18 protein-coding genes, 1 tRNA gene and 1 riboswitch are annotated in these 22,865 nt (G+C 66.1%); of the genes, 10 read left to right on the top strand and 9 right to left on the bottom strand.

Translation table 11 applies throughout. From position 1 onward, the window contains the following. Positions 1-33: 33 nt before the first annotated feature. Positions 34-110, top strand: a tRNA-Arg gene (locus ACFO3A_RS09005). A gap of 38 nt (positions 111-148) precedes the next feature. Here the strand turns inward: ACFO3A_RS09005 and ACFO3A_RS09010 are convergent. From ACFO3A_RS09010 to ACFO3A_RS09040, 7 genes are all read right to left on the bottom strand, one after another. Then, on the bottom strand, positions 149-2,059 hold the full coding sequence (locus ACFO3A_RS09010) for a CHASE2 domain-containing protein (protein WP_377725800.1): 1,911 nt from the start codon (positions 2,057-2,059) through the stop codon (positions 149-151). A 90-nt stretch (positions 2,060-2,149) separates the two neighbouring features. Continuing rightward, entirely contained in the window at positions 2,150-3,877 is a 1,728-nt protein-coding gene (locus tag ACFO3A_RS09015; protein ID WP_377725802.1) for a FecR family protein, read from the bottom strand. Then, positions 3,871-4,572, bottom strand: coding sequence for a response regulator transcription factor (locus tag ACFO3A_RS09020; RefSeq protein WP_377725803.1), 702 nt, complete (start codon positions 4,570-4,572; stop codon positions 3,871-3,873). Before ACFO3A_RS09020 ends, ACFO3A_RS09015 begins: the two co-directional genes overlap by 7 nt. Positions 4,573-4,621: 49 nt before the next feature. Next, entirely contained in the window at positions 4,622-5,926 is a 1,305-nt protein-coding gene (locus tag ACFO3A_RS09025; protein ID WP_377725804.1) for a tryptophan--tRNA ligase, read from the bottom strand. Between the two features lie 3 nt (positions 5,927-5,929). After that, on the bottom strand, positions 5,930-6,598 hold the full coding sequence (locus ACFO3A_RS09030) for a site-2 protease family protein (protein WP_377725805.1): 669 nt from the start codon (positions 6,596-6,598) through the stop codon (positions 5,930-5,932). A gap of 98 nt (positions 6,599-6,696) precedes the next feature. Next, entirely contained in the window at positions 6,697-7,332 is a 636-nt protein-coding gene (locus ACFO3A_RS09035) for an L-threonylcarbamoyladenylate synthase (RefSeq protein ID WP_377725960.1), read from the bottom strand. 80 nt (positions 7,333-7,412) lie between these two features. After that, a complete protein-coding gene (locus tag ACFO3A_RS09040) occupies positions 7,413-8,270 on the bottom strand; it encodes a PHP domain-containing protein (RefSeq protein ID WP_377725806.1) in 858 nt (285 codons plus the stop codon). A gap of 234 nt (positions 8,271-8,504) precedes the next feature. Here ACFO3A_RS09040 and ACFO3A_RS09045 point away from each other — a divergent pair, with 234 nt between their 5' ends. The 4 genes from ACFO3A_RS09045 (at position 8,505) to ACFO3A_RS09060 (ending at position 13,472) form a co-directional block, all read left to right on the top strand. Further along, positions 8,505-10,292 carry a methyl-accepting chemotaxis protein gene (locus ACFO3A_RS09045; RefSeq protein ID WP_377725807.1) on the top strand — a complete coding sequence of 596 codons (1,788 nt, stop codon included), beginning with the start codon at positions 8,505-8,507 and terminating at the stop codon, positions 10,290-10,292. A 104-nt stretch (positions 10,293-10,396) separates the two neighbouring features. Next, positions 10,397-10,795 (top strand): hypothetical protein, encoded by a 399-nt coding sequence (locus ACFO3A_RS09050; protein WP_377725962.1) that lies wholly within the window; start codon positions 10,397-10,399, stop codon positions 10,793-10,795. A 14-nt stretch (positions 10,796-10,809) separates the two neighbouring features. Continuing rightward, a complete protein-coding gene (locus tag ACFO3A_RS09055) occupies positions 10,810-11,772 on the top strand; it encodes a DUF2157 domain-containing protein (protein ID WP_377725809.1) in 963 nt (320 codons plus the stop codon). Further along, entirely contained in the window at positions 11,769-13,472 is a 1,704-nt protein-coding gene (locus ACFO3A_RS09060) for a GDYXXLXY domain-containing protein (RefSeq protein ID WP_377725810.1), read from the top strand. Before ACFO3A_RS09055 ends, ACFO3A_RS09060 begins: the two co-directional genes overlap by 4 nt. A gap of 212 nt (positions 13,473-13,684) precedes the next feature. On the opposite strand, the gene ACFO3A_RS09065 is transcribed toward ACFO3A_RS09060, so the two are convergent. Then, on the bottom strand, positions 13,685-14,533 hold the full coding sequence (locus ACFO3A_RS09065; RefSeq protein WP_377725811.1) for a 3-hydroxybutyryl-CoA dehydrogenase: 849 nt from the start codon (positions 14,531-14,533) through the stop codon (positions 13,685-13,687). A 296-nt stretch (positions 14,534-14,829) separates the two neighbouring features. Between ACFO3A_RS09065 and fabI the strand changes: the two genes are divergently transcribed. From fabI to ACFO3A_RS09080, 3 genes are all read left to right on the top strand, one after another. Then, positions 14,830-15,606 (top strand): enoyl-ACP reductase FabI, encoded by a 777-nt coding sequence (fabI, locus tag ACFO3A_RS09070; RefSeq protein ID WP_377725813.1) that lies wholly within the window; start codon positions 14,830-14,832, stop codon positions 15,604-15,606. Between the two features lie 70 nt (positions 15,607-15,676). Then, a complete protein-coding gene (locus tag ACFO3A_RS09075; RefSeq protein ID WP_377725815.1) occupies positions 15,677-17,116 on the top strand; it encodes a bifunctional enoyl-CoA hydratase/phosphate acetyltransferase in 1,440 nt (479 codons plus the stop codon). 18 nt (positions 17,117-17,134) lie between these two features. Further along, positions 17,135-18,346, top strand: a complete 1,212-nt coding sequence (locus tag ACFO3A_RS09080; RefSeq protein WP_377725816.1) for an acetate/propionate family kinase — start codon at positions 17,135-17,137, stop codon at positions 18,344-18,346. 83 nt (positions 18,347-18,429) lie between these two features. Here the strand turns inward: ACFO3A_RS09080 and ACFO3A_RS09085 are convergent, their stop codons facing one another. Further along, on the bottom strand, positions 18,430-20,466 hold the full coding sequence (locus ACFO3A_RS09085; protein WP_377725964.1) for a putative bifunctional diguanylate cyclase/phosphodiesterase: 2,037 nt from the start codon (positions 20,464-20,466) through the stop codon (positions 18,430-18,432). Between the two features lie 174 nt (positions 20,467-20,640). Between ACFO3A_RS09085 and dtd the strand changes: the two genes are divergently transcribed. Together dtd and ahcY are read left to right on the top strand one after the other, a co-directional pair. After that, positions 20,641-21,090, top strand: a complete 450-nt coding sequence (gene dtd, locus ACFO3A_RS09090; RefSeq protein WP_377725817.1) for a D-aminoacyl-tRNA deacylase — start codon at positions 20,641-20,643, stop codon at positions 21,088-21,090. Between the two features lie 35 nt (positions 21,091-21,125). Further along, positions 21,126-21,239, top strand: a riboswitch (S-adenosyl-L-homocysteine riboswitch). 80 nt (positions 21,240-21,319) lie between these two features. Beyond that, the gene (gene ahcY / locus ACFO3A_RS09095; protein WP_377725818.1) at positions 21,320-22,759 is read left to right on the top strand and encodes an adenosylhomocysteinase; all 1,440 of its coding nucleotides are present in this window, start codon (positions 21,320-21,322) and stop codon (positions 22,757-22,759) included. Positions 22,760-22,865: the final 106 nt, after the last annotated feature.

The following is a 22,865-nucleotide window of genomic DNA, read 5'->3' on the forward strand; positions in this document are numbered from 1 at the left end:
AGCGGCGATTTTCAATATAGAATTGCAGGCTTCGCGGCTGTAGCTCAGCTGGATAGAGTACTTGGCTACGAACCAAGGGGTCGTGGGTTCGATTCCTGCCAGCCGCACCATATGAACAAGCCCCAGAGTCACCACTCTGGGGCTTTTTTCATGCCTGCGCGGGCAGCGTCAGGGTGAACACCGCACCGCCTTCGGGGCGATTGCCAGCGGTGATGCTGCCGCCATGCTGCTGCACCACGGTGTGGACGTAGGCCAGCCCCAGGCCGATACCGGCGATGGCGTTGTCCTCATGGCGTTTTTGCCGGGCAAACGGGGTGAACAGGCGTGGCAGGGCTTCCGCGTCGATGCCCGGCCCCTGGTCGGCGATGGTGATCGTCCAGCCCGTCGGCACCCATTGCAGGTGGATGTCGATCTCGCTGCCCGCCGGGCTGTATTTGATGGCATTGGTCAGCAGGTTCACCAGCACGCGGCGCAATTGGCTGGGGTCGCCGGCGACCAGGGCCTCCTGCTCCTGCGGCAGCCAGTTCAGCCGTATTTGCGCAGCCGTGGCCTTGGCCCAGGTGTCGTCCAGCGCCTGGTCGACGAGCAGGCCCAGTTCGACCGCTTCGCGCCGGATGGAGGGCTGCTCCAGCGTGCGGGCCAGGTGAACGAAATCGTCGGCCAGACGCAGGGCACTCTGGGCGTTGCGCTCGATACGTTCCAGCAACGGGGGGCCGTCGGCAGGGAGCATCCCGTGGCGCTCCAGCTCGATTTCGGTCAGCAAGGCGCTGACCGGCGCCCGCACGTCGTGCGAGATGAAGCGCATGGCCTGTTCGCGCTGGGTTTGCAGGTGCTGCATCTGCTGCAGGGCCTGATCGACCAGCACGATGTGCTGCTGCATGAAATCCCCCCGGCCACGCGGGGCCGCAGGCAGGCGCATTCCCTGCTGCTCCAGGGTGCGCAGCTCCGCCTCCAGAAAATGCAGGGCGGCAGTTTGGCGCCGCCAGCTCCACAACGGGTAGGCCGTGGCCAGACCGAGCAGCGCCGCCGCCGGTTGCAGCACCACGCCGGTCACCACGGCCACGCTCCAGGCCAGCGCCAATGCCAGCACGGCCAGGATGCAGCAGGCCGCCAGGGCGCTGGAAGGGCTGAGCAGCAACACCGCCAGCAACCCGGCGCCCACCCAGGCCAGATTGACCAGCGCGTTGGTGCCGGTCGCGGCGCTACGCAGGTGGCTTTGCGTCAGGCTGCTGTGCAGGGTGTGGGCCAGCAGCTCGACATTGCTCATGCGAGCCTGGCCAGGGGCGCCCGGGGTGGCTGCCGTGGTGGCCACCCCGGTGGCATTGCTGCCGATGAGCACGTGCTTGTTGCGAAAGGCGCTGGCCGGAATCTTGCCCTGGAGCACGTCGAGGTAGGCGTAGCGGATAAACGTCGGCTGGCTGCGGGCAAAGCCGATCAGCGGCGCTGCCTGGAGCGCCTGTGCGCTGGCCGGGCGCCGGCACGCACTCCGGTCGGGGTGTTCGACGCACAGCATGGCGGTGGTGAAGTGGGGCCAGGGCGCCGCCAGCGCCCCCTGCCAGGGGTGAAAGCGCCGCACGCTGCCATCGGCATCCGGCAGCACCTGGGTATGCCCCAGCGCGGCAGCGGCCTCGGCCAGCGCGGGCAGCGGCTGGAAAGTCTCGTCCCCGGCCGGCACCACGGGCAGCACGACCCGGCCGCTGGCGGCGATGGCCTGGGCCAGCAGCCAGTCGTCCTCGGGGTAGTCCAGGTCTTCTTCGGTGAGCAGGAAGTCCAGGCCGATCGACTGCGGCTGCCCCTGGCCGATGTGGCGCAGCACCTGCGCGTGCAGGGCACGGCGCCAGGGCCAGCGGCCAATGGCGGCGATGCTGCGGTCATCGGCCAGCACCAGCACCACCTCCGGCGCGGGCGCCTGCGCGTGCAGGCGGGTGATGCGGTCCTGCAGCCAGGCATTGGCGCTGCCCAGCTGCCCGGGCTGGCTTTGGCTGACGACCAGGGCACTCAACAGCGCTGCCAGCAGCAGCCATTGCAGCCAAAGCGAGGAATGGGGGGAGAGCTTCATTAAAACAGGAGCTGCTTGCGCTTTATTTATAGGTATTTCAATTATTTTTATATCTGAAATATAGATAAATAAAGCGGGAACAGCTATCTTTTAATGCAGCAAGCCCAGGCCACTCCCCGTCCCGACCGTGTTGCCCGAGCCATCCTGCACCAGGGGCAGCATCTGCACGCTGCGGGTGGGCGAGAAGCGGCTGAGCAGGCCGTTGCCGTCCTGTACCTGCAGGCGCACGTGCCAGGTGCCGGTGGGCAGGCCGGACACCGTCCACTGCGGCGTGTCCAGCCACAGGTCCAGTTGCGGCTCTGCCGCATCCGGGGTGGCCAGGGCCTGCAGGCGGTAGCGCTGGCCGGGGCCACCGGCCCAGAAGATGGTGGTGTGCCCCTGGTGGCTTTGCACCTGCACCTCCTGCGGCAGCGCGGGCGGCGGCTGCAGGGCAAAGGTCTGCACGACGCCAAAGGGACCCTGGTCGCGCACGCCGCCGACCCAGCGCACGCTGGCCGTGCGCCAGGCATAGGCGCCCGGCGGCAGCGGGGCCAGGTCCAGGGCGCAGTCGGCCACGTCCACGGCCTGGGCCACGGGGGCGGCAAACAGCGCGGCAGCCTCGGCATCCGCCACGCTGGCAGGCGGGGCCGCCCCTTCTGCCGGTGCCGGCCCCAGCGCTGCGACTTGCAGCACGTAGGCCTGCGCCTCGTCCACCGGCGTGCAGGCCAGTTGCGTGGCCCCCTGGGCGGCAATGGCCTGCGGCGCCGGGTGGGACGCCAGCGGAGCCACCGGGTGGGCCTTGATGCGCAGCGGCGCCTGGGCCGCCTGACCGCGGATGCCGTGGGCGTCCAGCCCCCGCACCTGCAGCCAGTAATCGCCATCGTCCAGGCTGGCAAAACGCACCTGCGGCGTGGCAAAGCGGCCATTGCGCAGCACCTGCTGGCCCGCCGGGTCGGCGGCCACCTGCACCTGGTAGGCGCTGGCGCCTTCCAGCGCGGGCAGCGGCAGATCCAGCCACTGGGCATCGCTGGCCGTCGCGGGCAAATCGCCGGGGTTCAGGGCAGGCAGCAGCCGGACGGGCGCCGTGGCGTGCCCGTCCTGCCCCACGGCTGCGCCCAGGCCCGGGCGCAGCACGGTGGCGGCGGTATCGGTCTGCCCTTGCAGGGCAACGCGGCCCTGTTCGACGGCGGCGCTGCTGCCGCCGCTGTCCGTCACCTGCACGTCGAAGCGGGTGCCACGCACGCTGGTGGCAGCCACGGGGGTATGCACTTCGAGCTGGCGGGTGGCGTCTGGCCGACCGGGAACGGCCACCTCCACCCCGCCCTGCTGCAATTCCAGCACCGACTGCAGGCTGCCGGCGCGGCCCCGGCGGCGCAGTTGCTGCAGGGTGATCTGGCTGTTGGCCTGCACGCGCACGGTCGAGCCGTCGGCCAGGCGCACGGCAACGAAGGCCTCGGGGTCGAGCGCCAGCGCATCGCCTTCACGCAATGGCTGGCCGCGCTGCACCGGCTGCGCCGCCTCGCCGCTGCGGTGCAGGTTGGCCGTGCCCTGCACATAGTCCACGCTGGCCGTGGCCGCCCGCAGCAGGTTCAGGGGAATCTCCAGCAATTGCCCCGGCGGCAGGCGATAGGGGTCGATGTTGCCGTTGTGCTGCTGCAGCGCCTGCCACTGGGTGGTGTCGCCCAGGTAGCGGCGGGCCAGCTGCTCCAGCGTGTCGCCTGCCTGGATGCGGTGCTGCACCGTGGGCAGTCGGGCTGCCGATGCGGCGGTTTGCGCCAGTGCGGGCAGGCTGACCAGCGCCGCCGCCAGGCCCAGCCCGGTCCAACGCACGATCAGCATGACGGCCCTCCTTCTGCCTGAACATCGAGCCGGTAGCCCAGGCCATACACGGCCATGATGGCGTACTGGCTGCCGGGGCGCAGTTGCAATTGCTGGCGCAGGCGGGAGATGTGCGTGTCCAGGGTGCGCGAAAGCACTTCGGCGTTCTGCCCCCAGACGGCTTCGCGCAGGTAGTCGCGCGACATGAGCCGCCCCGGGTTCTGGAACAACAGCAGCCCCAGGGCAAATTCCCGGTGCGTGAGGCTGACCGTGGCTGCGCCGAACTGCACGCTCAAGCTGCTGCGGTCAAAGCGGTAGGGGCCGAATTGCTGTACCTCCTCCGTACTGGCCGGGTGGGCGCGGCGCAGCAGGGCCTGGAGGCGGGCCTTGAACTCGGCCACGCGCAGGGGCTTGGTCATGAAGTCGTCGGCGCCGCTTTGCAGGCCCTGCACGATGTCGGCCTCCTCGCTGCGCAGCGTGACGATGATGATCGGCAGTTCGCTGCCCAGCTCCTGACGGGTCCAGGCCGCAACTTCCGGGCCGCTGGTATCCGGCAGCTCCCAGTCCAGCACCAGCAGGTCAAAGCTTTCCCGGCGCAGCTCCTTGACGAGCTGGGCGCCAGTGGGGTAGCCCTGACAGGTGTGGCCCATGCCGAGTACCACCTGCTCCATCATCTGCAATTGCTGCGGGTCGTCCTCCAAAATGGCTATGCGCATCGCATCTCTCCTTGCTGTGCTGTTTTTTTGTTGATCTTCTCTATCGCAATTACTGTGCCGCCGCCTGCAGCTGGGCCAGGGCGGCATGCACCAGGGCTTCATCCTCCAGCGGCTGCAACTGAGCGGCCAGGGCCGCCAGGGCGCTGGCGCCCTCCTGCTGCAACCGGGCGATACATTGGCCGGCCTGGCGCGGCGCGTCCAGCCCCCGGCTTTGCAGCAGCAGTCTGCCCTGCGCATCGACCAGCTTGAAATAGAACTTGCCATCGGCCTCGCGGTATTGCTTGAAACCGGGCAGGGCCGTTTTCACGGCCTTGGCCGAATGGGCGCCGGTGCTTTGCTCGGCCAGACTGCGCAGGCCGACGGCGCCGCGCAGGCGCTGCACGAACGGCACCGCCAGGGCGCGGGCCTTGTGCGCACCGGCTTGCAGGATGGCCTCGACCTTTTCCGGGTGCGCCATGAAGTCGTCGTAGCGTGCCCGCATGGGGGCGATCTCGCGGTCGATACAGGCCAGCAGGCGCTCCTTGGCCTCCCCCCAGGCGATGCCATCGGCATACGCCTGGCGCATGGCGGCCACCTCCTCGGGCGTGGCAAAGGCCTGGTAGAGCTGGAACAGCGCCGAGCCTTCGACCTCCTTGGGTTCCCCCGGGGCACGGGAGTCGGTGACGATGGAGGCAATCAGTTTCTTCAACTGCGCCGGCGCGGCGAACAGCGGGATGGTGTTGTCGTAGCTCTTGCTCATCTTGCGGCCATCCAGGCCCGCCAGCGTGGCCACCTGTTCTTCGATCACCACTTCGGGCAGGGTGAAATGCTCGCCATACAAGTGGTTGAAGCTGGAAGCGATGTCACGGGCCATTTCCAGGTGCTGCACCTGATCGCGCCCGACCGGAACCTTGTGCGCATTGAAAATCAGGATGTCGGCCGCCATCAGCACCGGGTACATGAACAGGCCGGCGTTCACGCCATCGTCCAGGTCGCGGCCGGCTTCCTGGTTCTTGTCCTGCGCGGCCTTGTAGGCATGGGCGCGGTTGAGCAGGCCCTTGCCGGTCACGCAGGTGAGGAACCAGTTCAGCTCGGCAATCTCGGGAATGTCCGACTGGCGGTAGAAGGTGACTTTGTCCGGGTCGAGGCCGCAGGCCAGCCAGCTGGCGGCGATCTCCAGCGTGCAGCGGTGGATACGGGCCGGATCCTGCGTCTTGATCAGGGCGTGGTAATCGGCCAGGAAATAAAAATTCTCCACCCCGGCAGTGTGGGTGGCCGCAATGGCCGGGCGCATCATGCCCGCATAGTTGCCCAGGTGCGGGGTGCCCGACGGCGTAATGCCGGTAAGAAAGCGGATGGGACGGGAGGTAGTCATAGATCAATCGAACAGAAACATCAAAGGTTGCAGCACCCAGATCAACGCCTGGTTGCTATAGGCCATCAAGGGGCGCAGCCAGTAGGTGCCGACGATACCGGACAGCACCAACGCCATGACGATGAAAAAGCCGTACGGTTCGACACGCGAAACCGCCATCGCACTGCGCGGCGGCAGCAGCCCGACCAGAATGCGCCCGCCATCCAGCGGCGGCAGCGGAAACAGGTTGAACGCCCACATCACCAGATTCACCAGCACGCCGCCTTTGGCCATTTGCAGGAAAAAGCGCTCTTCCACACCACTGCCGATCAGCACGATCAGCAGCGCCAGCCACAGCAGCGCCTGCAGCAGATTGGCTGCCGGCCCGGCCAGGGCCACCCAGATCATGTCGCGCTTGGGGTGGCGCAGGTTGTTGAAATTCACCGGCACCGGCTTGGCATAGCCGAACAGGAACGCCCCCGAGGTGGAAAAGTACAGCAGCGCCGGAATCAGGATGGTGCCCACCGGGTCGATGTGCTTGAGCGGGTTGAGCGTGATGCGCCCCAGCATGCTGGCCGTATGGTCGCCAAAGTAGCGGGCGGCATAGCCATGGGCGGCCTCGTGCACGGTGATGGAAAACAGCACCGGCAGGGCATAAATCAAAACGGTTTGTATTAAATGTGCAATATCCACAGGGGCTGCATTCTCTCAGAGCCGGCACGCAAATACCGGTTTTTAAAAGGAAAATCTGCTGCTGGCCAGGCCAGGCGGCAGCACGGGGGCAATACCTGCTACAGGCCCAGCGCGGCCAGGCTGCCCTGGCCCTGGCGCACCACCAGGGGGGCGGCATTGCCGACCATGGCGGTCAGGTCCAGCACCGTCGTCGGCTCCAGCGGGCAGGCGCCGGCGTCGATCACGCCATCGACCTGGTGTTCCAGCCGCTCGCGGATTTCCTGCGGGTCGTTCAGCGGCATCTCCTCGCCCGGCAGGATCAGCGTCGTGGCCAGCAAAGGCGCTCCCAGCAGCTCCAGCAGCATCTGCGTGCCCTTGCGATCGGGCACGCGCAGACCAATGGTCTTGCGCGAAGGGTGGCTCACCCGCCGGGGCACTTCGCGCGTCGCATCCAGGATGAAGGTATAGGGGCCGGGGGTGCCCAGCTTCATCAGGCGAAACTGCCGGTTATCGACCGTGGCGTAGCTGGCCAGCTCCGACAGGTCGCGGCACAGCAGCGTCAGGTGGTGCTTGTCGTTCACGCCCCGGATGCGCCGCAGGCGCTCCACGGCATCGCGGTCGTCCAACTGGCAGACCAGGGCATAGCTGGAATCGGTGGGGATCGCCAGTACACCGCCTTTCTGCAGCAGAAGCGCCGCCTGCTTGAGCAGGCGCGGCTGGGGGTTGTCAGGGTGAATCTCGAAGTATTGGGCCATGGCACAGTCCTGGGCGGCAAGCATGACCGCCAAACGCTCGATTGTCGTGGACTTGGCGTTTGCCTGCCACCAACAGAGCGCTAATGGATACGCTCCCCCAGCAAATCCCAGACGGGCCGCAACCGGCCAGGCAGCAGCGCCAGCGCCCCCAGCAGGCAGCGGGACTCCTGCGGGCTGTGAAAATCGCTGCCGCAGGACGCCACCCAGCCGCGCTCACGGGCCACGGCGGCGTATTGCTGGACTTGGGCGGGAGTGTGGGCGCTGGTGACCACCTCGATGCTCTGCCCGCCGTGTTCGGCAAAGGTATCGAACAGCAATTGCACCTGCAGCGCCGGTAGCTTGTAGCGGGCCGGATGCGCCAGCACGGCCACCCCGCCGGCTGCGCGAATCTGCCCCACGCACGCGGACAGACTGGCCCACTGGTGCGGCGCATACCCCGGTTTGCCCGGGGTCAGGTAGCGGCGGAATACTTCGGCCACGCTGCGGCACCGGCCTATCTCGACCAGGTAGCGGGCAAAGTGAGTGCGCGAAAGCTGGGCCGGGTCTTGCGCGTAATGCAGCGCCCCGGCGTAAGCGTTCGGAATCCCTTGGGCGGTCAGGCCCGCCGCCATGGCCTGGGCGCGAGGGATGCGACTAGCACGGTTGGCCGCCAGCAGTTGCTCCAGACCCGGGTGCCGGACATCGACGCCCAGCCCCACGACATGGATGGTCTGGCCCAGAAAGCCTGCCGAAACCTCCACGCCGCTGACCCAGGCCAGGCCCAGCGCTTCAGTGCTTGCCCGGGCTTCTGTTTGCCCGGCGAGCGTGTCATGATCGGTCAAAGCCCACAGATCGACGCCCTGGGCATGGGCTTGCCGGGCCAGATCGGCGGGAGAAAGCGTCCCATCGGAATAACGGGAATGGCAATGTAAGTCCGGACGGTGGTAAGCGAGAGGCATCGTGCAAGCATGACAGTATTTCTCATTCATGTCGGCCAGATAAGAAAACCCGAATATGCACCAGAAGATTTCTGGAGAGGGGCGCAATAAAATAAAAAGCAAGATTCGGCCAGAGTACCCCCAGACCCCGGTGGAATAAGCACAGTGCCTTCAATAAACGCCCACCGGGCTTTGGAAAATCGCACTGTTTTAATCGTAGTGGCGTAAACGCCCGTCTTGAAAATCAATTTCTATATGAACTTCAAACATTTATCCGTAGGGCGCAAGCTGTGGGCCCTGGTATTGGGGCTGATTGTGGCAATGGTGGCAGTGCTGGGCGGACTGCTTCTGTATTTGCAAAATCTCAACGAGGAAGCGGCCCAGGATCTGGAGCGCGTGCAGAACCGCACCGCCCTCTCCATCCGCTGGCGCGGCATGGTGGCGCTGGATGCCCACCGCGCCGTCGTGCAGATGGGCACCACCGACCAGACACTGGCCGAGCGCATGGAGCGGGAATCGAGTACCGGCACGGCTGCCATTACCGAGGTGCAGCGCCAGGTCGAATCGCTGCTCAACACGCCACAAGGACATGCCCAGTTCAAAACCATTGCGGCCGTTCGGCAAACGGCCCTGGGCACCATCCGGCAAGCCAATGAACTGCGCAAACAAGGCGACCTGGACGGCGCTGCCGCCCTGGTCGACAGCACTTTGCGCCCGCAAATCGACCAATACGTCCAGGAACTGGACAAATTCGTACAGTGGCAGGAGACGCGGCGCGACACCGTCAGGCAAACCGCCGCCGCACTGAGCCGGCAGGCCCTGCTGGTCGGCAGCGCCATCGTGGCGCTGGTGGTACTGCTGGCGCTCTTCCTGTCCGCCTGGCTGGTGCGCTCCATTACCCAGCCTTTGACCCGGGCCGTGGGCTTGGCCGATGCCATCGCCGAGGGCGATCTGACCGTGCATGCGAAAGACGACCGCCGCGACGAACTGGGCCACCTGCTGCGCAGCCTCGATGCCATGGCGGCACGACTGCGCGAGGTGGTCAGCGAAGTACGCTCCGGGGTGGACTCGGTTTCTTCGGCAGCCCACCAGATTGCCACCGGCAACCACGACCTGTCGGCCCGCACGGAACAAACCGCTGCCAACCTGGAAGAAACTGCTGCCAGCATGGAAGAGCTGACCGCCACCGTCACGCAAAGCGCCGATACGGCCCGCCAGGCCAACCAGCTGGCCGCAACGGCAGCCCAGGCCGCAGAACAAGGCGGTGCGGTGGTCGATCAGGTGGTGCACAGCATGCAAAGCATCACCGACTCCAGCCGCAAGATCAACGACATCATCGGCGTGATCGACGGCATCGCCTTCCAGACCAACATCCTGGCGCTGAACGCCGCCGTCGAGGCCGCCCGCGCCGGCGAGCAGGGCCGGGGCTTTGCCGTGGTGGCCGGCGAAGTGCGCAGCCTGGCGCAGCGCAGCGCCGAAGCTGCCAAAGAGATCAAAGGCTTGATTACCACCAGCGTGGAAAACGTGGAAGCGGGCAGCAGCCAGGTCGAGCAGGCGGGCAAAAGCATGCAGGACATCGTCTCCAGCGTGCGCCGCGTCAGCGACCTGATCGGCGAGATCACCGCCTCCAGCACCGAACAGCGCGACGGTATCGGTCAGGTCAATCAGGCAGTGGCCAACCTCGACCAGATGACCCAGCAGAACGCCGCCCTGGTGGAAGAGGCCAGCGCCGCCGCCGGCTCCATGAGCGAGCAGGCCCAGCGGCTGGCCCAGGTGGTATCGGTCTTCAATGTCGGTACAGGCCCCAGCACCGGCGTAAAACGCCCGGCACCGGCACCAGCCCCAACGCCTGCACCGCGTGCCTCTACCGCAGCCACTCCGGCACCGGCCAAGCGCACGCCTGCGCCAACCGCCAAACCGGCCCTCAAACCGGCTGCGGCTGCGCCAACGCCCCCAACGGCCAAGCCTTCGGCGGCCCCGAAACTGCCAGCGGCCAAACCCGCCGCGTCCAGCACCGGCGAGGACGACTGGGAAACGTTTTAATCGGTAACCGTTATCTCCGCACATGGCGTGCATTGCACAATGCCGCCATGACGCAAGCAAAATTTTTCCAGGGCTGCGCCACCATTGCGGTGGCGTTGCTGTTTATGGGCTGCTCCCATACGGGGGCCCATGTTGGGGTCGGGGTGCCTGTCGGGCCGGTGAATGTCGGGGTCGGCATCGGCTCGGGTGGCGTTTCCGCCGGGGCCGCCGTCGGAGCGGGGCCAGTGGGGGTGGGGGTCGGTGTGAACCAGCGCGGCCAGGTGACAGGCAGTGCCGGCGTCGGCACTTCGACCTCGGTGGGCCGGGCGCGGGTCGGCGCTGGGGTGGGCGGCTCCACCGTGCTGCACGACCCCGATCGCCCCCGCCCAGCCCACACGGCACCCGTTGCACCGGACAACACCGCGACACCTCCTGCGCCCTCCCCGGCTGCGACGCCCCTGCAATGGCGTGATGCACAGGGCAATCTGGTGCCGGAATGCCAGGCATTTGGCAATTGCCGATGAAAAGGAACCATCCCATGCCCTCCATAGACCTGTACGCACTGGTGCGCCACTTTCAGCTCTCGCCCGTGCAGGCCCGGCAATTGGCCGCCTGCGCCCAGGAACAACCGCCCGTGGATTGGGCCGCCAGACTGTGGCGGGGTCTGGTCGTCGTGGCCGCATTACTGCTGGGCGGCGGCCTGATTTTCTGGATTGCCGCGCAGTGGCCGGAACAGACACGCAGCTTCAAGCTGCACGTGTTGCAAGCGGCAGTATTGCTGCCCCTGCTGGCGGCCATGACGCTGGCGCAGGTACGCACGACCGCCCTGCTGCTGGCAACTTTGGCGCTGGGTGGGTTGCTGGCCTTTGTGGGGCAGACCTACCAGACCGGGGCCGATGCCTGGCAGTTGTTCGCCCTCTGGGCCGCCCTGGCGCTGCCGTGGACGATCGTGGCCCGCAGCGATGGGCTGTGGGCGCTGTGGCTGCTGATCGTCGGGGCCGGGCTGGGCTTCTGGATCGGGCTGGGCACCACGGCATGGGATCTGCTCTGGCAGGGCGGCACGCTGCGGCGCGTCCTGCACCTGCTGCTCTGGCTGCCGGTCTGGCTGGTGCCCGTGCTGCTGCCCCGCCTGGGCTGGGCCGCCGTGGCCCGGCCCACCCTCAGCGGCCCGATGGGCGCCGGGTTGGCGCTGGCCGCCTGGACGGCGCTGGGCGTGCAGTCCCTGGTGCTGCAAAACCAATGGCCGCTGTACCTGCTGGCCTGCCTGGCAGTGGCCTGCCTGCTGGCGCACGCCTGGCGCACACGCCATCTGGCCGTGCTGGGGTTGGGCCTGATCGCCGCCAACGTGCTGTGGCTGGTCGGGCTGGGGCATGGCATGTTTGAACACCTGCGCATCGGTTACACGGAAGGCGGGCTGGCCTTGATGACCCTGATGATTGCCCTGAGCGTCGGCGGCAGCGCCCACTGGCTTTACCGCCTGCAAAAGGAGTCCGCACAATGACGACGACAACGCAGCCCCCCGCCCCCGCATGGTGGCCCCGCGCCCAGGCCGAAGGCTTGCTGCCCACCGATGCCCTGCCGCCTGCCACGCCGCCCGCGCCGTCATGGATCGTCCTGGCACTGAGTTTTTTTGGCGCCCAACTGGTGCTATGGCCGTTTCTGGGCCTGCTGGCCATGACGCTGGGGAACGCGCTGTCCTCTTTCAGCGGCGCCCTGCTGACCAGTCTGGTGCTGGCGGCAGCGGCCATCTGGCTGCTGCGCAGCAGCCAGGCTCTGTTTGCCGAGCAACTGGGTTTTAGCCTGCTGCTGGCCGCCCAAGCGCTGTGGCTGTGGGCCTTCGTGCAGGATTTCCGCTCCGAAACGCTGGGCACGGTCACGGCCAGCCTGCTGGCCTTCCAGGCCGCTCTGGCCTGGATCGTGCCCCAGGCATGGCTGCGCCGCCTGCTGGGGGTGCTGGCTAGTTGGACATTCCTGTTCCTACCCCCCTGGGCCGCTGCGCAGGGCGCAGGGCAGCCATACCTTGGAGCCATCTTTTCCCTATGGGAAAGCTGGCCGCGCCACACCCTGCTGCTGGCGGGCGCGTGGGCCGTGTGGGCGCATTGCGAAGGCCGTTGGCTGACCCGGCCCTGGGCCGCCAAGCTGCGTGATTTGCTGGAAAGCGCTGCCGTGGGGCTGCTGCTGGCATTGGCCCTGCAAATCGTCCTGCGGTACGTGCTGCTGGGTGCGCGAGGCTCGGCGGACGACCCGCAGGCCGGGCAGGCACTGCTGTGGGCCTGGCATTGGCAGAACGCGCTGCAAGCCGGGGCCGTGCTGGTCAGCGCCGGGTGGCTGCTGCAACGCTGGCCGCGCCGGGGCGTGCTGTGGCTGGTGTACGCCGCAGCCCTGGTCGCCTGCCTTGGGGTGCCGTCGATGGGGGTGATCGTCGTGCTGGCCAGCTTTGCCGCCGGAACAAACCGCTGGCGGCTGTTCTGGCTGGCGCTGGCGGTGGCGCTGATGGAGTTGGGCAATTTTTATTACGCCCTGCAATGGCCCTTGCAGGACAAGGCAGCGGCCCTGGGCATCGTCGGCGCCGCCATGGTGCCGATGCTGTGGTGGCTGCGCGGCCCACGCACGTCACCGGCGCAGGCCACGTCTGCGCCCGTGCGCACGCCCTGGCCGATCACCCTGGTGCTGGCCGTGGCAGGCGTGCTGGCGCTGGGCCTGGTGCAGTGGGACGTGCAGCGCAAGGAAGCAGTGCTGGCGCAGGGGCAGAAAATCTACCTGCCCCTGCAACCGCAAGACCCGCGCTCGCTCATGCAGGGCGACTACATGGCGCTGCGCTTTGCCTACCCGGCAGCCGTTGCCGAGGCGCTGGACACGCTGCAGGCGCAGCAACCCTGGCAGCACCGGGTGCTGGCCGTGGCCCGGCTCGACGACCGGGGCGTGGCGCAGATCGAGCGCCTGGCCCGGCCCGGCGAAACACCGCAGGCAGGCACCGTGCTGCTGCCGCTGAAACGGCTCAAAGGACGCTGGGTGGTGGTGACGGATGCCTTCTTCTTCCCCGAAGGGCAAGGCCGCCCCCTGGCCGCCGCGCGGTTTGGCGAGTTCCGCGTGCTGGCCGACGGACAGGCGCTGCTGGCGGGGCTGGCCGCTGCCGACCTGACCGCCATCCAGCCCGGGAAGCTGCCCATGCCGCCGGCGCCGGAAGCGCCAGAGGACTGACGGCGACAATCGGCCCGGGGATGCCGCCGGTTTTCGGCAGGAATCGAAAAATATGAAAAAAAGAGAGCTGCTTCCGATGATAAATAAACGATTTCAAATATAAAAGATATTGATCTTGTTTATCTATCAGCGCAAGCAGCTCCTTTTATTCAAAGAGTCCGCGAAAAAAAACCGGGCCAGGCCCGGTTTGCACTACCCCAGGGCTGCGCCCATCAGTAGCTGTAGACCCCCTGGCCGGTCTTGCGGCCCAGGCGGCCTGCCGCCACGTATTCCTTGAGCAGCGGGCAGGGGCGGTATTTGCTGTCGCCGAACTGGTCGAGGAAGACGTTCATCACCGCCAGGCACACGTCCAGGCCCACCATGTCGGCCAGGGCCAGCGGGCCGATGGGGTGGTTGCAGCCCAGCTTCATGCCGGCGTCGATGTCCTCGGCGGTGGCCAGCCCTTCGGCCAGTACGAAGAAGGCTTCGTTGATCATCGGGATCAGCACGCGATTGACGACGAAGCCCGGGGCGTTCTTCACCGTGATCGGCGTCTTGCCCAGGCGCTCGGCCAGATCCTGCACGGCAGCGTGGGTGGCGTCGGAGGTCTGCAGGCCACGGATCACCTCCACCAGCGCCATCATCGGCACGGGGTTGAAGAAGTGCATGCCGATGAACCGGTCGGCGCGGCCCGTGGCGGCGGCCAGCTTGGTGATGGAGATGGACGAAGTGTTCGAGGCAATGATCGCCTCGGGCGCGGCCAGGGCATCGGCTTCCTGCAGGATTTTGACCTTCAGCGCCTCGTTCTCGGTGGCCGCCTCGATGATGATCTGGGCCGCTTTCAGCGCCGTGTAGTCGGTCGAGGTCTGGATGCGGGCCAGGGCGGCCTCCTTGTCGGCCACGGTGATTTTTTCTTTCTTGATCAGGCGGTCGAGGCTGCCGGCCACGGTGGCCACGCCTTTTTGCACGGCAGCGTCGGAGATATCGACCATCACCACGTCGAGGCCCGAGGTGGCGCACGCCTGGGCGATGCCGTTGCCCATGGTGCCAGCGCCGATGATGCCTACGGTTTGAATTTGCATAGGGGTTCCTGCAAGAGGTTGAACAAACGCGCATCCTAGTCAATTTCGCTGGCCGTCCGGGACGCCTGCGCCACTTAAACTTGAGTGAAACTACAGGTTTGTTGAAAAGACTTGTGATACCTAGGGTTTCTACTGAAAATCCGCTGTTTTGCTTCATTTTGTTAATGAAGTAACCTTTCCCGATTTATTTCTTCTCAGGTTCAGCGTTTCATCCCGGTTTCCAGCAAGACCTGCCCGGCACGTCCGGCAAGAAAATCGGTGGATTGACAACCGGAATTCATCACCAAGGAGTATTGATGACTGCGACTTCCCCCTTCAGCCTGGCTGGCAAAAAAGGCCTCATCCTGGGCGTAGCCAACGACCGTTCCATTGCCTGGGGCTGCACCGAGCTGTTCCGTACCCTGGGCGCCGAGGTCGTGGCCACCTGCCTGAACGACAAGGCCCGCAAATACGTCCAGCCGCTCACCGACAAGGTGGGGGCCGACCTGCTCAACTGCGACGTCGAGCAGCCCGGCGAGCTGGAAGCCGTCGTGGCCCATGCGGTGGACAAGTTCGGCCAGATCGACTTCCTGATCCACTCCATCGCCTGGGCGCCGCTGGAAGACCTGCACGGCGACGTGGTGGACAGCTCGCGCGAGGGCTTCGCCCGCGCCATGAGCGTCTCCTGCCACAGCTTCGCCGAAGCCGCCAAGCTGTGCGCCCCGCACATGACGGCCGGCGGCAGCATGTTGTCGATGACCTACCTGGGTTCGGGCGAAGTGGTGCCCAACTACGGCGTCATGGGCCCGGTGAAGGCCGCGCTGGAATCGCTGGTGCGCTACATGTCCATGGAGCTGGGCCCGAAGAACATCCGCGTGCATGCCGTCTCCCCCGGCCCCATCCTGACCCGCGCCGCCTCGGGCATTGCCGAGTTCGACCAGCTCATGGCCACGGCCCAGGCCAAGGCGCCGCTGCAGCGCCTGGTCACGCTGGAAGAAATCGCGCAATTGAGCGCCTTCCTGTGCATGGACGCCGCCAGCGGCATGAGCGGCCAGACGATTTACGTGGACGCCGGCGTCCACGCCATGGACTGACGGCAGCGCCACGACTGCCCCGGCGGGGCTGCTGCGCAGCCCCTTGTTCCCACCCCAAGGAAGCCTTCCCATGAATACTGAAAACACCGCCAACGACGGCCTGTGGATGGAAAACGTCACCTACGATGAACTGTCCGTCGGCCAGAGCGCCCGCCTGGTGCGCACCGTCACGCTGCAGGACATCCAGGCGTTTGCCGCCGTCTCCGGCGACATCAACCCCGCCCACCTGAACCCGGAATACGCCGACGCCACCATGTTCCACGGCGTGATCGCCCACGGCATGCTGGGCGCAGCGCTGATTTCGGCCCTGTTCGGCACCCAGTTCCCCGGCCCCGGCACGATTTACCTGGGCCAGGAGCTGAAGTTCACCAAGCCCGTGCGCATCGGCGACACGCTGACCGTACTGGCCACGGTGAAGGAAAAGAACGACGAGAAAAAACGCATCAAGCTCGACTGCCAGGTCACCAACCAGCAGGGCGAAGTGGTGCTCAAGGGCGAGGCCAACCTGATGCCGCCCACGCAGAAGGTGCGCGTGCAGCGCGTGCAGGCACCCAACATCCAGCTGTTCGACCCCGAGGCACGCTTCAACGCCCTGCTCGACAAGGTGCAGGCCCTGGAAATCGTGCGCTGCGCGGTGGTGCATCCCTGCGATGCCGGCTCGCTCTCCGGCGCCATGGACGCCGCCAACCATGGCCTGATCCAGCCCGTGCTGATCGGCCCCGAAGGGCGCATCCGCCGCGTGGCCGAAGAAGCGGGCATCAACCTACAGGGCGCGGAAATCATCTCGGTGGAGCACAGCCACGCCGCCGCCGAGCTGGCCGCCGCCATGGCCGCCCGCAAGGAAGTCGAAATCCTGATGAAGGGCAGCCTGCACACCGACGAGCTGCTCAAGGCCGTGCTGGCCCAGCCCGCACTGCGCACCGGGCGGCGCCTGTCGCACGTCTTCCGCTTCGACGTGCCGCTGTACAACAAGCCGCTGGTGATTACCGATGCGGCCATCAACATCAAGCCCACGCTGCTGGAAAAGGCGGACATCATCCAGAACGCCATCGACTTCCTGCACGTCATGGGGGTGGAGCAGCCCAAGGTGGCCCTGCTCTCGGCGGTGGAAACCGTCTCGCCCGGCCTGCCTTCGACGCTGGACGCCGCCGCCCTGTGCAAGATGGCCGACCGGGGCCAGATCACCGGCGGCCTGCTGGACGGCCCGCTGGCCTTCGACAACGCCATCTCGCCCGACGCGGTGCGCATCAAGGGCATCGTCTCGCAAGTGGCCGGGCAGGCGGACATCCTGGCCGCGCCCGACCTGGAAAGCGGCAACATGATCGCCAAGCAGCTCGAATACCTGGCCGGGGCCAACGGCTCGGGGCTGGTGCTGGGCGCCCGCGTGCCGATCGCCCTGACCAGCCGTGCCGATGGCCCGATGGCCCGGGTAGCGTCCACTGTGCTGGCCGTGCTGGCCGCGCACGACCAGCGGCGCAAGAACCAGGCCAATGCCTGGAAACAAGGCTAACGGCAAGGAGCAACAGCGATGGCAATTCTGGCGGTGAATGCAGGCTCGTCCTCACTGAAATTTTCCTTGCACCCCCTGGAAGGCGGGCAGGTGCTACCGCATACGGTATCGGGCAACTTCCAGGGGCTCGAACCCGGCGGCCAGCCCTGCCTGGGTTGGAAGCACCAGGGCCAAAAACACGAGGAAACGCTGACCGTCCCTGCGGGAAAAGCACCTTTTCAAGTCGCACTGGCCCGCCTGCGCACCCTGGTGCAGGAGCTGGCCGAGGCGCAGGGGCTGGATGCCGTCGCCCACCGCGTGGTGCATGGCGGCGGCGTCTTCAGCGCCAGCGTCGCGGTGACGGACGCTGTGCTGGCGCAACTGGAGCGCTTCAACTCCCTGGCGCCGCTGCACCAGCCGCACAACCTGGAAGGCATCCGCCAGTTCCGCCAGGCGTTTGCCCAGGTGCCGCAGATCGCCTGCTTCGACACCGCCTTCCACGCGCACATGCCCGAGGTGGACTATGCCTTCGCCCTGCCCAAGGCCCTGCAGGACGAAGGCGTGCGCCGCTACGGCTTTCACGGCCTGTCCTACCAGTACATCATGTCGGTGCTGGAGCAGCAGACCATTCGTGGCCGGGGCCGCGTGGTCATGGCCCATCTGGGCAATGGCGCCAGCCTGTGCGCCGCCGTCGGCGGCATCAGCGTCGCCACCACCATGGGCTTTTCCGCCCTTGATGGCCTGATGATGGGCACGCGCAGCGGCAGCCTGGATGCCGGGGTGCTGCTGTATCTGCTGGAGCAGGGCTGGGATGCCAAGCGCATCGAAAAGCTGCTCTACAAGCAGTCCGGCCTGCTGGGCGTCTCCGGCATTTCCGCCGACATGCGCACCCTGCGCGACGCAGCGGCCAAGGGCCATCCCGATGCCATCCGCGCCATCGACCAGTTCACCCACCGGGTGATCCGGGAAACCGGGGCGCTGACGGCCTGCCTGGGCGGGCTGGACGTGATCGCCTTCAGCGGCGGCATTGGCGAAAACGACACCGTGCTGCGCGAGCAGGTGTGCGAACGCCTGGCCTGGACGGGCCTGCGCATCGACCCGCAACGCAACCGCGAAGCCGACGGCAAGCACGCCTGGGCCGTCCACGCCCCGGACAGCCGCATCGAAATCTGGGTCATCCCCACCGACGAAGGCCGTGTCGCCGCCCGCGAAGCCGCCGCCCTGCTGCGCCAGGAATGTGCTGCGGCGTAACTTTTTGCGCCATCCCCCTCTTCGCAGGGGGATGGCGTGGGCGATGGGTGCGTCGGGGCTGATCGGCAGCGCTGCGCAGCCGCCTAGGCGAACAGCGGCTGGGTGCCCCAGCTTTGCCACCAGGCATGCACCTGGCTGGCCGGCAGGGGGCGGGACAAACCGAAGCCTTGCATCAGATCGCAGCCCAGGCTGCGCAGCAGTGCCTGCTGCGCGTCCTGTTCGACGCCTTCGGCAAGCACCTTGAGCTGCAGGCTGCGGCCCATTTGAATGATGGCGGTGACGATGGCCACATCGTCCGCATTGTGCGGGGTGTCGGTGATGAAGGAGCGGTCGATCTTGAGCTTGTCGATCGGGTAGCGCTTCAGGTAGGCCAGGGACGAGTAGCCGGTGCCGAAGTCGTCGATGGCGATATGCACGCCCAGCGCCCGCAGGGCCTTGAGGATGCTGTGCGCCGGGCTGGACTGCTGCATCAGCACCGATTCGGTGATTTCGATTTCCAGGTACTGCGGGGCCAGGCCGGTGGTTTTCAGCGCCAGCTCGATATCGGCCAGCACATCGCGCTGGCGCAACTCCAGCGGCGAAATGTTCACCGCCACCGGCACCTTGGGCAGCCCGGCGTCGTGCCAGGCTTTGAGCTGGCGGCAGGCCTCGAACAGCACCCAGCGGCCAATGCCGGAGATCAGACGGCGCTTTTCCGCAAAGGCGATGAACTTGTCCGGCCCGACAAGGCCGCGTTGCGGGTGGTTCCAGCGCACCAGCGCTTCAAAGCCCGCCAGGGTATTGGTTTTCAAACACAGTTGCGGCTGGTAGTGCAGCACCAGCTGGTTCTGCTCGATGGCTTCGCGCAACTGGCGCTCCAGCACCAGCTCTTCGTAGGGAACCGTGCCGTCCATCGACGTGGCATAGACCTGGGTATTGGCCCCGCCGTTTTCCTTGGCGACCAGCATGGCCTGGTTGGCCTGACGCAGCAGCTCTTCGGACTTGCGGCTGTGCTCGGGAAACAGGCTGATGCCAATGGAGGGCGTGAGCGAAATCGGCATCCCGGCCAGCGCGTGCGGGGCGTGGATGGACAGCAGCAGCTTCTCGGCGACGGCCTTGGCCTCCTGGCAGCTACTGATCTGCGTGACCAGCACGACAAATTCATCGTTGCCCAGCCGGGCCACGAAATCCTCCGGGCCGATGTTCGCCTTCAGGCGCAGGGCCATGGCTTGCAGCACCTCGTCGCCCGCAAAGTAGCCCAGGGAGTCATTGAGGGTTTTGAAATGGTCCAGGTTGATGAACAGCAACGCTGCCTGCCGCTGCTGCTCGGCCAGCCGGTGCAGGGTCTGTTCGGTGTAGCGCAACAGGTGCTGACGGTTGGGCAGCCCGGTGAGCAGGTCGTGCTGGGTCATGAAGACGGCTTGCGCCTGGGCCTGCTTGCGCACGGAAATATCGCGGGCCACCACGATGCGCTGGGTGGTGCCGTCGGTCTGGGAAAGGCTTCGCCCGGTGACTTCGACGTCGATGCAGCGCCCGTCACGGCGCATGATCATGACCTCGTACGGGTCCTCGTAGTTCTGGTGGGCGTACCCCATGGTGCGCACCCGGTCGTCAGGGTGAACCAGATCGAAGATGCTGCGCCCGCGCAGGCTCTCGACGCTGTAGCCGGTGATCCGCTCGGCTGCCTGGTTGGCATCCAGAATGGTGCCGTTCTGGTGGAAGATGATGATTTCTTCCGAGGCCGCGTTGAATTTCTCCAGCCGTTCCTGGCTGGCCCGCGCCGCCTGCTCGGCACGCCAGTTGTGGGTGATGTCGTAGACCAGCAGAAATACGCCCTGCACCGCATCGTTCTCGGTATGCGGGGCCAGGTGTATCTCCAGCATCCGGGTATCGCCACGGCTGCCTTGCATCGGCAGGCTGTAGTGCTGCGGCACGCCGGCCAGGCATTGCTCAAGGTGGCGGAGGTTGCTCTGCCACACCGGCGGCGACAGGATTTCCTGCAGGGTCCGTCCCAGCAGGGCCTTGCCGTTGGGCTGGCCGCAGGCTTGGGCGTAGCGCTCGTTGGCAAACAGGCAGCGCAGGCTGGGTGCCTCGAAATAGGCCATCTGGGCAGGCATGGCATCCGCTACCGAACGAAGCAGTGAAAACTGTACTGCTGCGGTCGGTGCGTGGTGAGATGCTTGCGCTGGTTGCGTGTGGTCCGCCGCGTGCCCTTGTTGCATGGCGCGGTTTATAGCTGATTTCCGGGGGCATGAACTTGATATAGGCTTGGTGTTTATATTGAGTAGCGTTGTCACCACAACCTCAGAGAAATTATGTATTCCCTATTGCAACGGGTGCGCAGCGCCCGGGTGGAAGTGGCCGGGCAGGTGGTCGGACAGATCGGCCCCGGCCTGCTGGTTCTGGTCTGTGCCGAACAGGGCGATACCGCACAGCAGGCCGACAAGCTGCTGGCCAAGGTTCTGAAACTGCGCATCTTTGCCGATGCCGACGGCAAGATGAACCGCAGCGTGCAGGACGTGGGCGGCGGCCTGCTGCTGGTCAGCCAGTTCACCCTGGCCGCCGATACCTCGGGCGGCAACCGCCCCAGCTTTACCCAGGCCGCCAGCCCGCAGGAGGGGCAGCGGCTGTACGATTACTTGGTGCAGCAGGCCCGCGCCGCGCACCCGCAGGTGGCGACGGGTGAATTTGCCGCCGACATGCAGGTGCATCTGGTCAACGACGGGCCGGTGACGATTCCGCTGCGCGTGGCCCCGCCGGGGTGAACTTGCCGGGCATCCCTTACAATCGCGCCCTTCTTCTTTCCGAGGAGCGTTGCAGCGTCCGGGCGTACCGATCAGCCCCGGCGTGAGGCTCGGAAAGGCGGCAGTGCGGCTCGCGGCCCCTGCCTCTCTGGCAACGACGCTCACCCACGCTTCGGTGCGGTGAGGCCAGACCCTCCCCTGCGTCCGTAGTGTGGTTGTTTTCCCAATGTTGATTTGCACTGGAGCAACCATGAGCACCCCCGCCCATTCCTCTTTCAACGCTGCCGACAGCGCCATTACCGACATTTCCCTGGCCGACTGGGGCCGCAAGGAAATCCGCATCGCCGAAACCGAAATGCCCGGCCTGATGGCCGTACGCGAAGAATTTGCCGCGCAGCAGCCCCTGAAGGGCGCCCGCATCACCGGCAGCCTGCACATGACGATCCAGACCGCCGTGCTGATCGAAACCCTGCAAGCCCTGGGCGCCGAGGTGCGCTGGGCATCGTGCAACATCTTCTCGACCCAGGACCACGCCGCCGCCGCGATTGCCGCCACGGGCACGCCGGTGTTCGCCATCAAGGGCGAATCGCTGAAGGACTATTGGGACTACACGCACAAGATTTTCGAGTTCGGCCCCGCCGGCAGCGCCCAGGAAGGCCCGAACATGATCCTGGACGACGGCGGCGACGCCACCATGCTGATGCACCTGGGCAAGCGGGCCGAGCAGGACATTTCCGTGCTGGCCAACCCCGGCAGCGAAGAAGAAAAAATCGTCTTTGCCGCCATCCGCGCCAAGCTGGCCGAGGATGCGACGTGGTACAGCCGCAAGAGCGCCCAGATTCTGGGCGTGACCGAGGAAACCACCACCGGCGTGCATCGCCTGAACGAAATGTCGGCCAAGGGCACGCTGCTGTTCCGCGCCATCAACGTGAACGATTCGGTGACCAAATCCAAGTTCGACAACCTGTACGGCTGCCGCGAATCGCTGGTGGACGGCATCAAACGCGCCACCGACGTGATGATTGCCGGCAAGGTGGCCTGCGTGGCCGGCTACGGCGACGTGGGCAAGGGCTCGGCCCAGGCGCTGCGTGCCCTGTCCGCCCAGGTGTGGGTGACCGAGATCGACCCCATCAACGCCCTGCAGGCCGCGATGGAAGGCTACAAGGTCGTCACCATGGAGTACGCCGCCGACAAGGCCGACATCTTCGTGACCACCACCGGCAACCGCGACGTCATCACGTTCGAACACATGCAGGCGATGAAGAACGAGGCCATCGTCTGCAACATCGGCCACTTCGACAACGAAATCCAGGTCGCCCAGCTGGAGCAGCATTGCCAGTGGGAGGAGATCAAGCCCCAGGTCGATCACGTCATCTTCCCCGACGGCAAGCGCATCACCCTGCTGGCCAAGGGCCGCCTGGTGAACCTGGGCTGCGCCACCGGCCACCCCAGCTTCGTGATGAGCAACTCGTTCGCCAACCAGACGCTGGCGCAGATCGAGCTGTTCACCCGCCCGGATGCCTACGAAGCAGGCAAGGTCTACGTGCTGCCGAAAATCCTGGACGAAAAAGTCGCCCGCCTGCACCTGAAAAAAGTCGGCGCCCAACTGACCGAGCTGACCGACGCCCAGGCCGACTACATCGGCGTGGCCAAGACCGGCCCGTTCAAGCCGGATACTTACCGTTATTAAAACAATAGCTTCTTCCGCTGATAAACAAACAGATGTAGATGGTTTCATATCCAGATTTGTTTATTTACGTGCGGAAGAAGCTATCAAAGCAATAACACCCATCCCC

This window comes from Comamonas nitrativorans (assembly GCF_042654765.1).
In the GTDB taxonomy this organism is placed as follows: domain Bacteria; phylum Pseudomonadota; class Gammaproteobacteria; order Burkholderiales; family Burkholderiaceae_C; genus Comamonas; species Comamonas nitrativorans.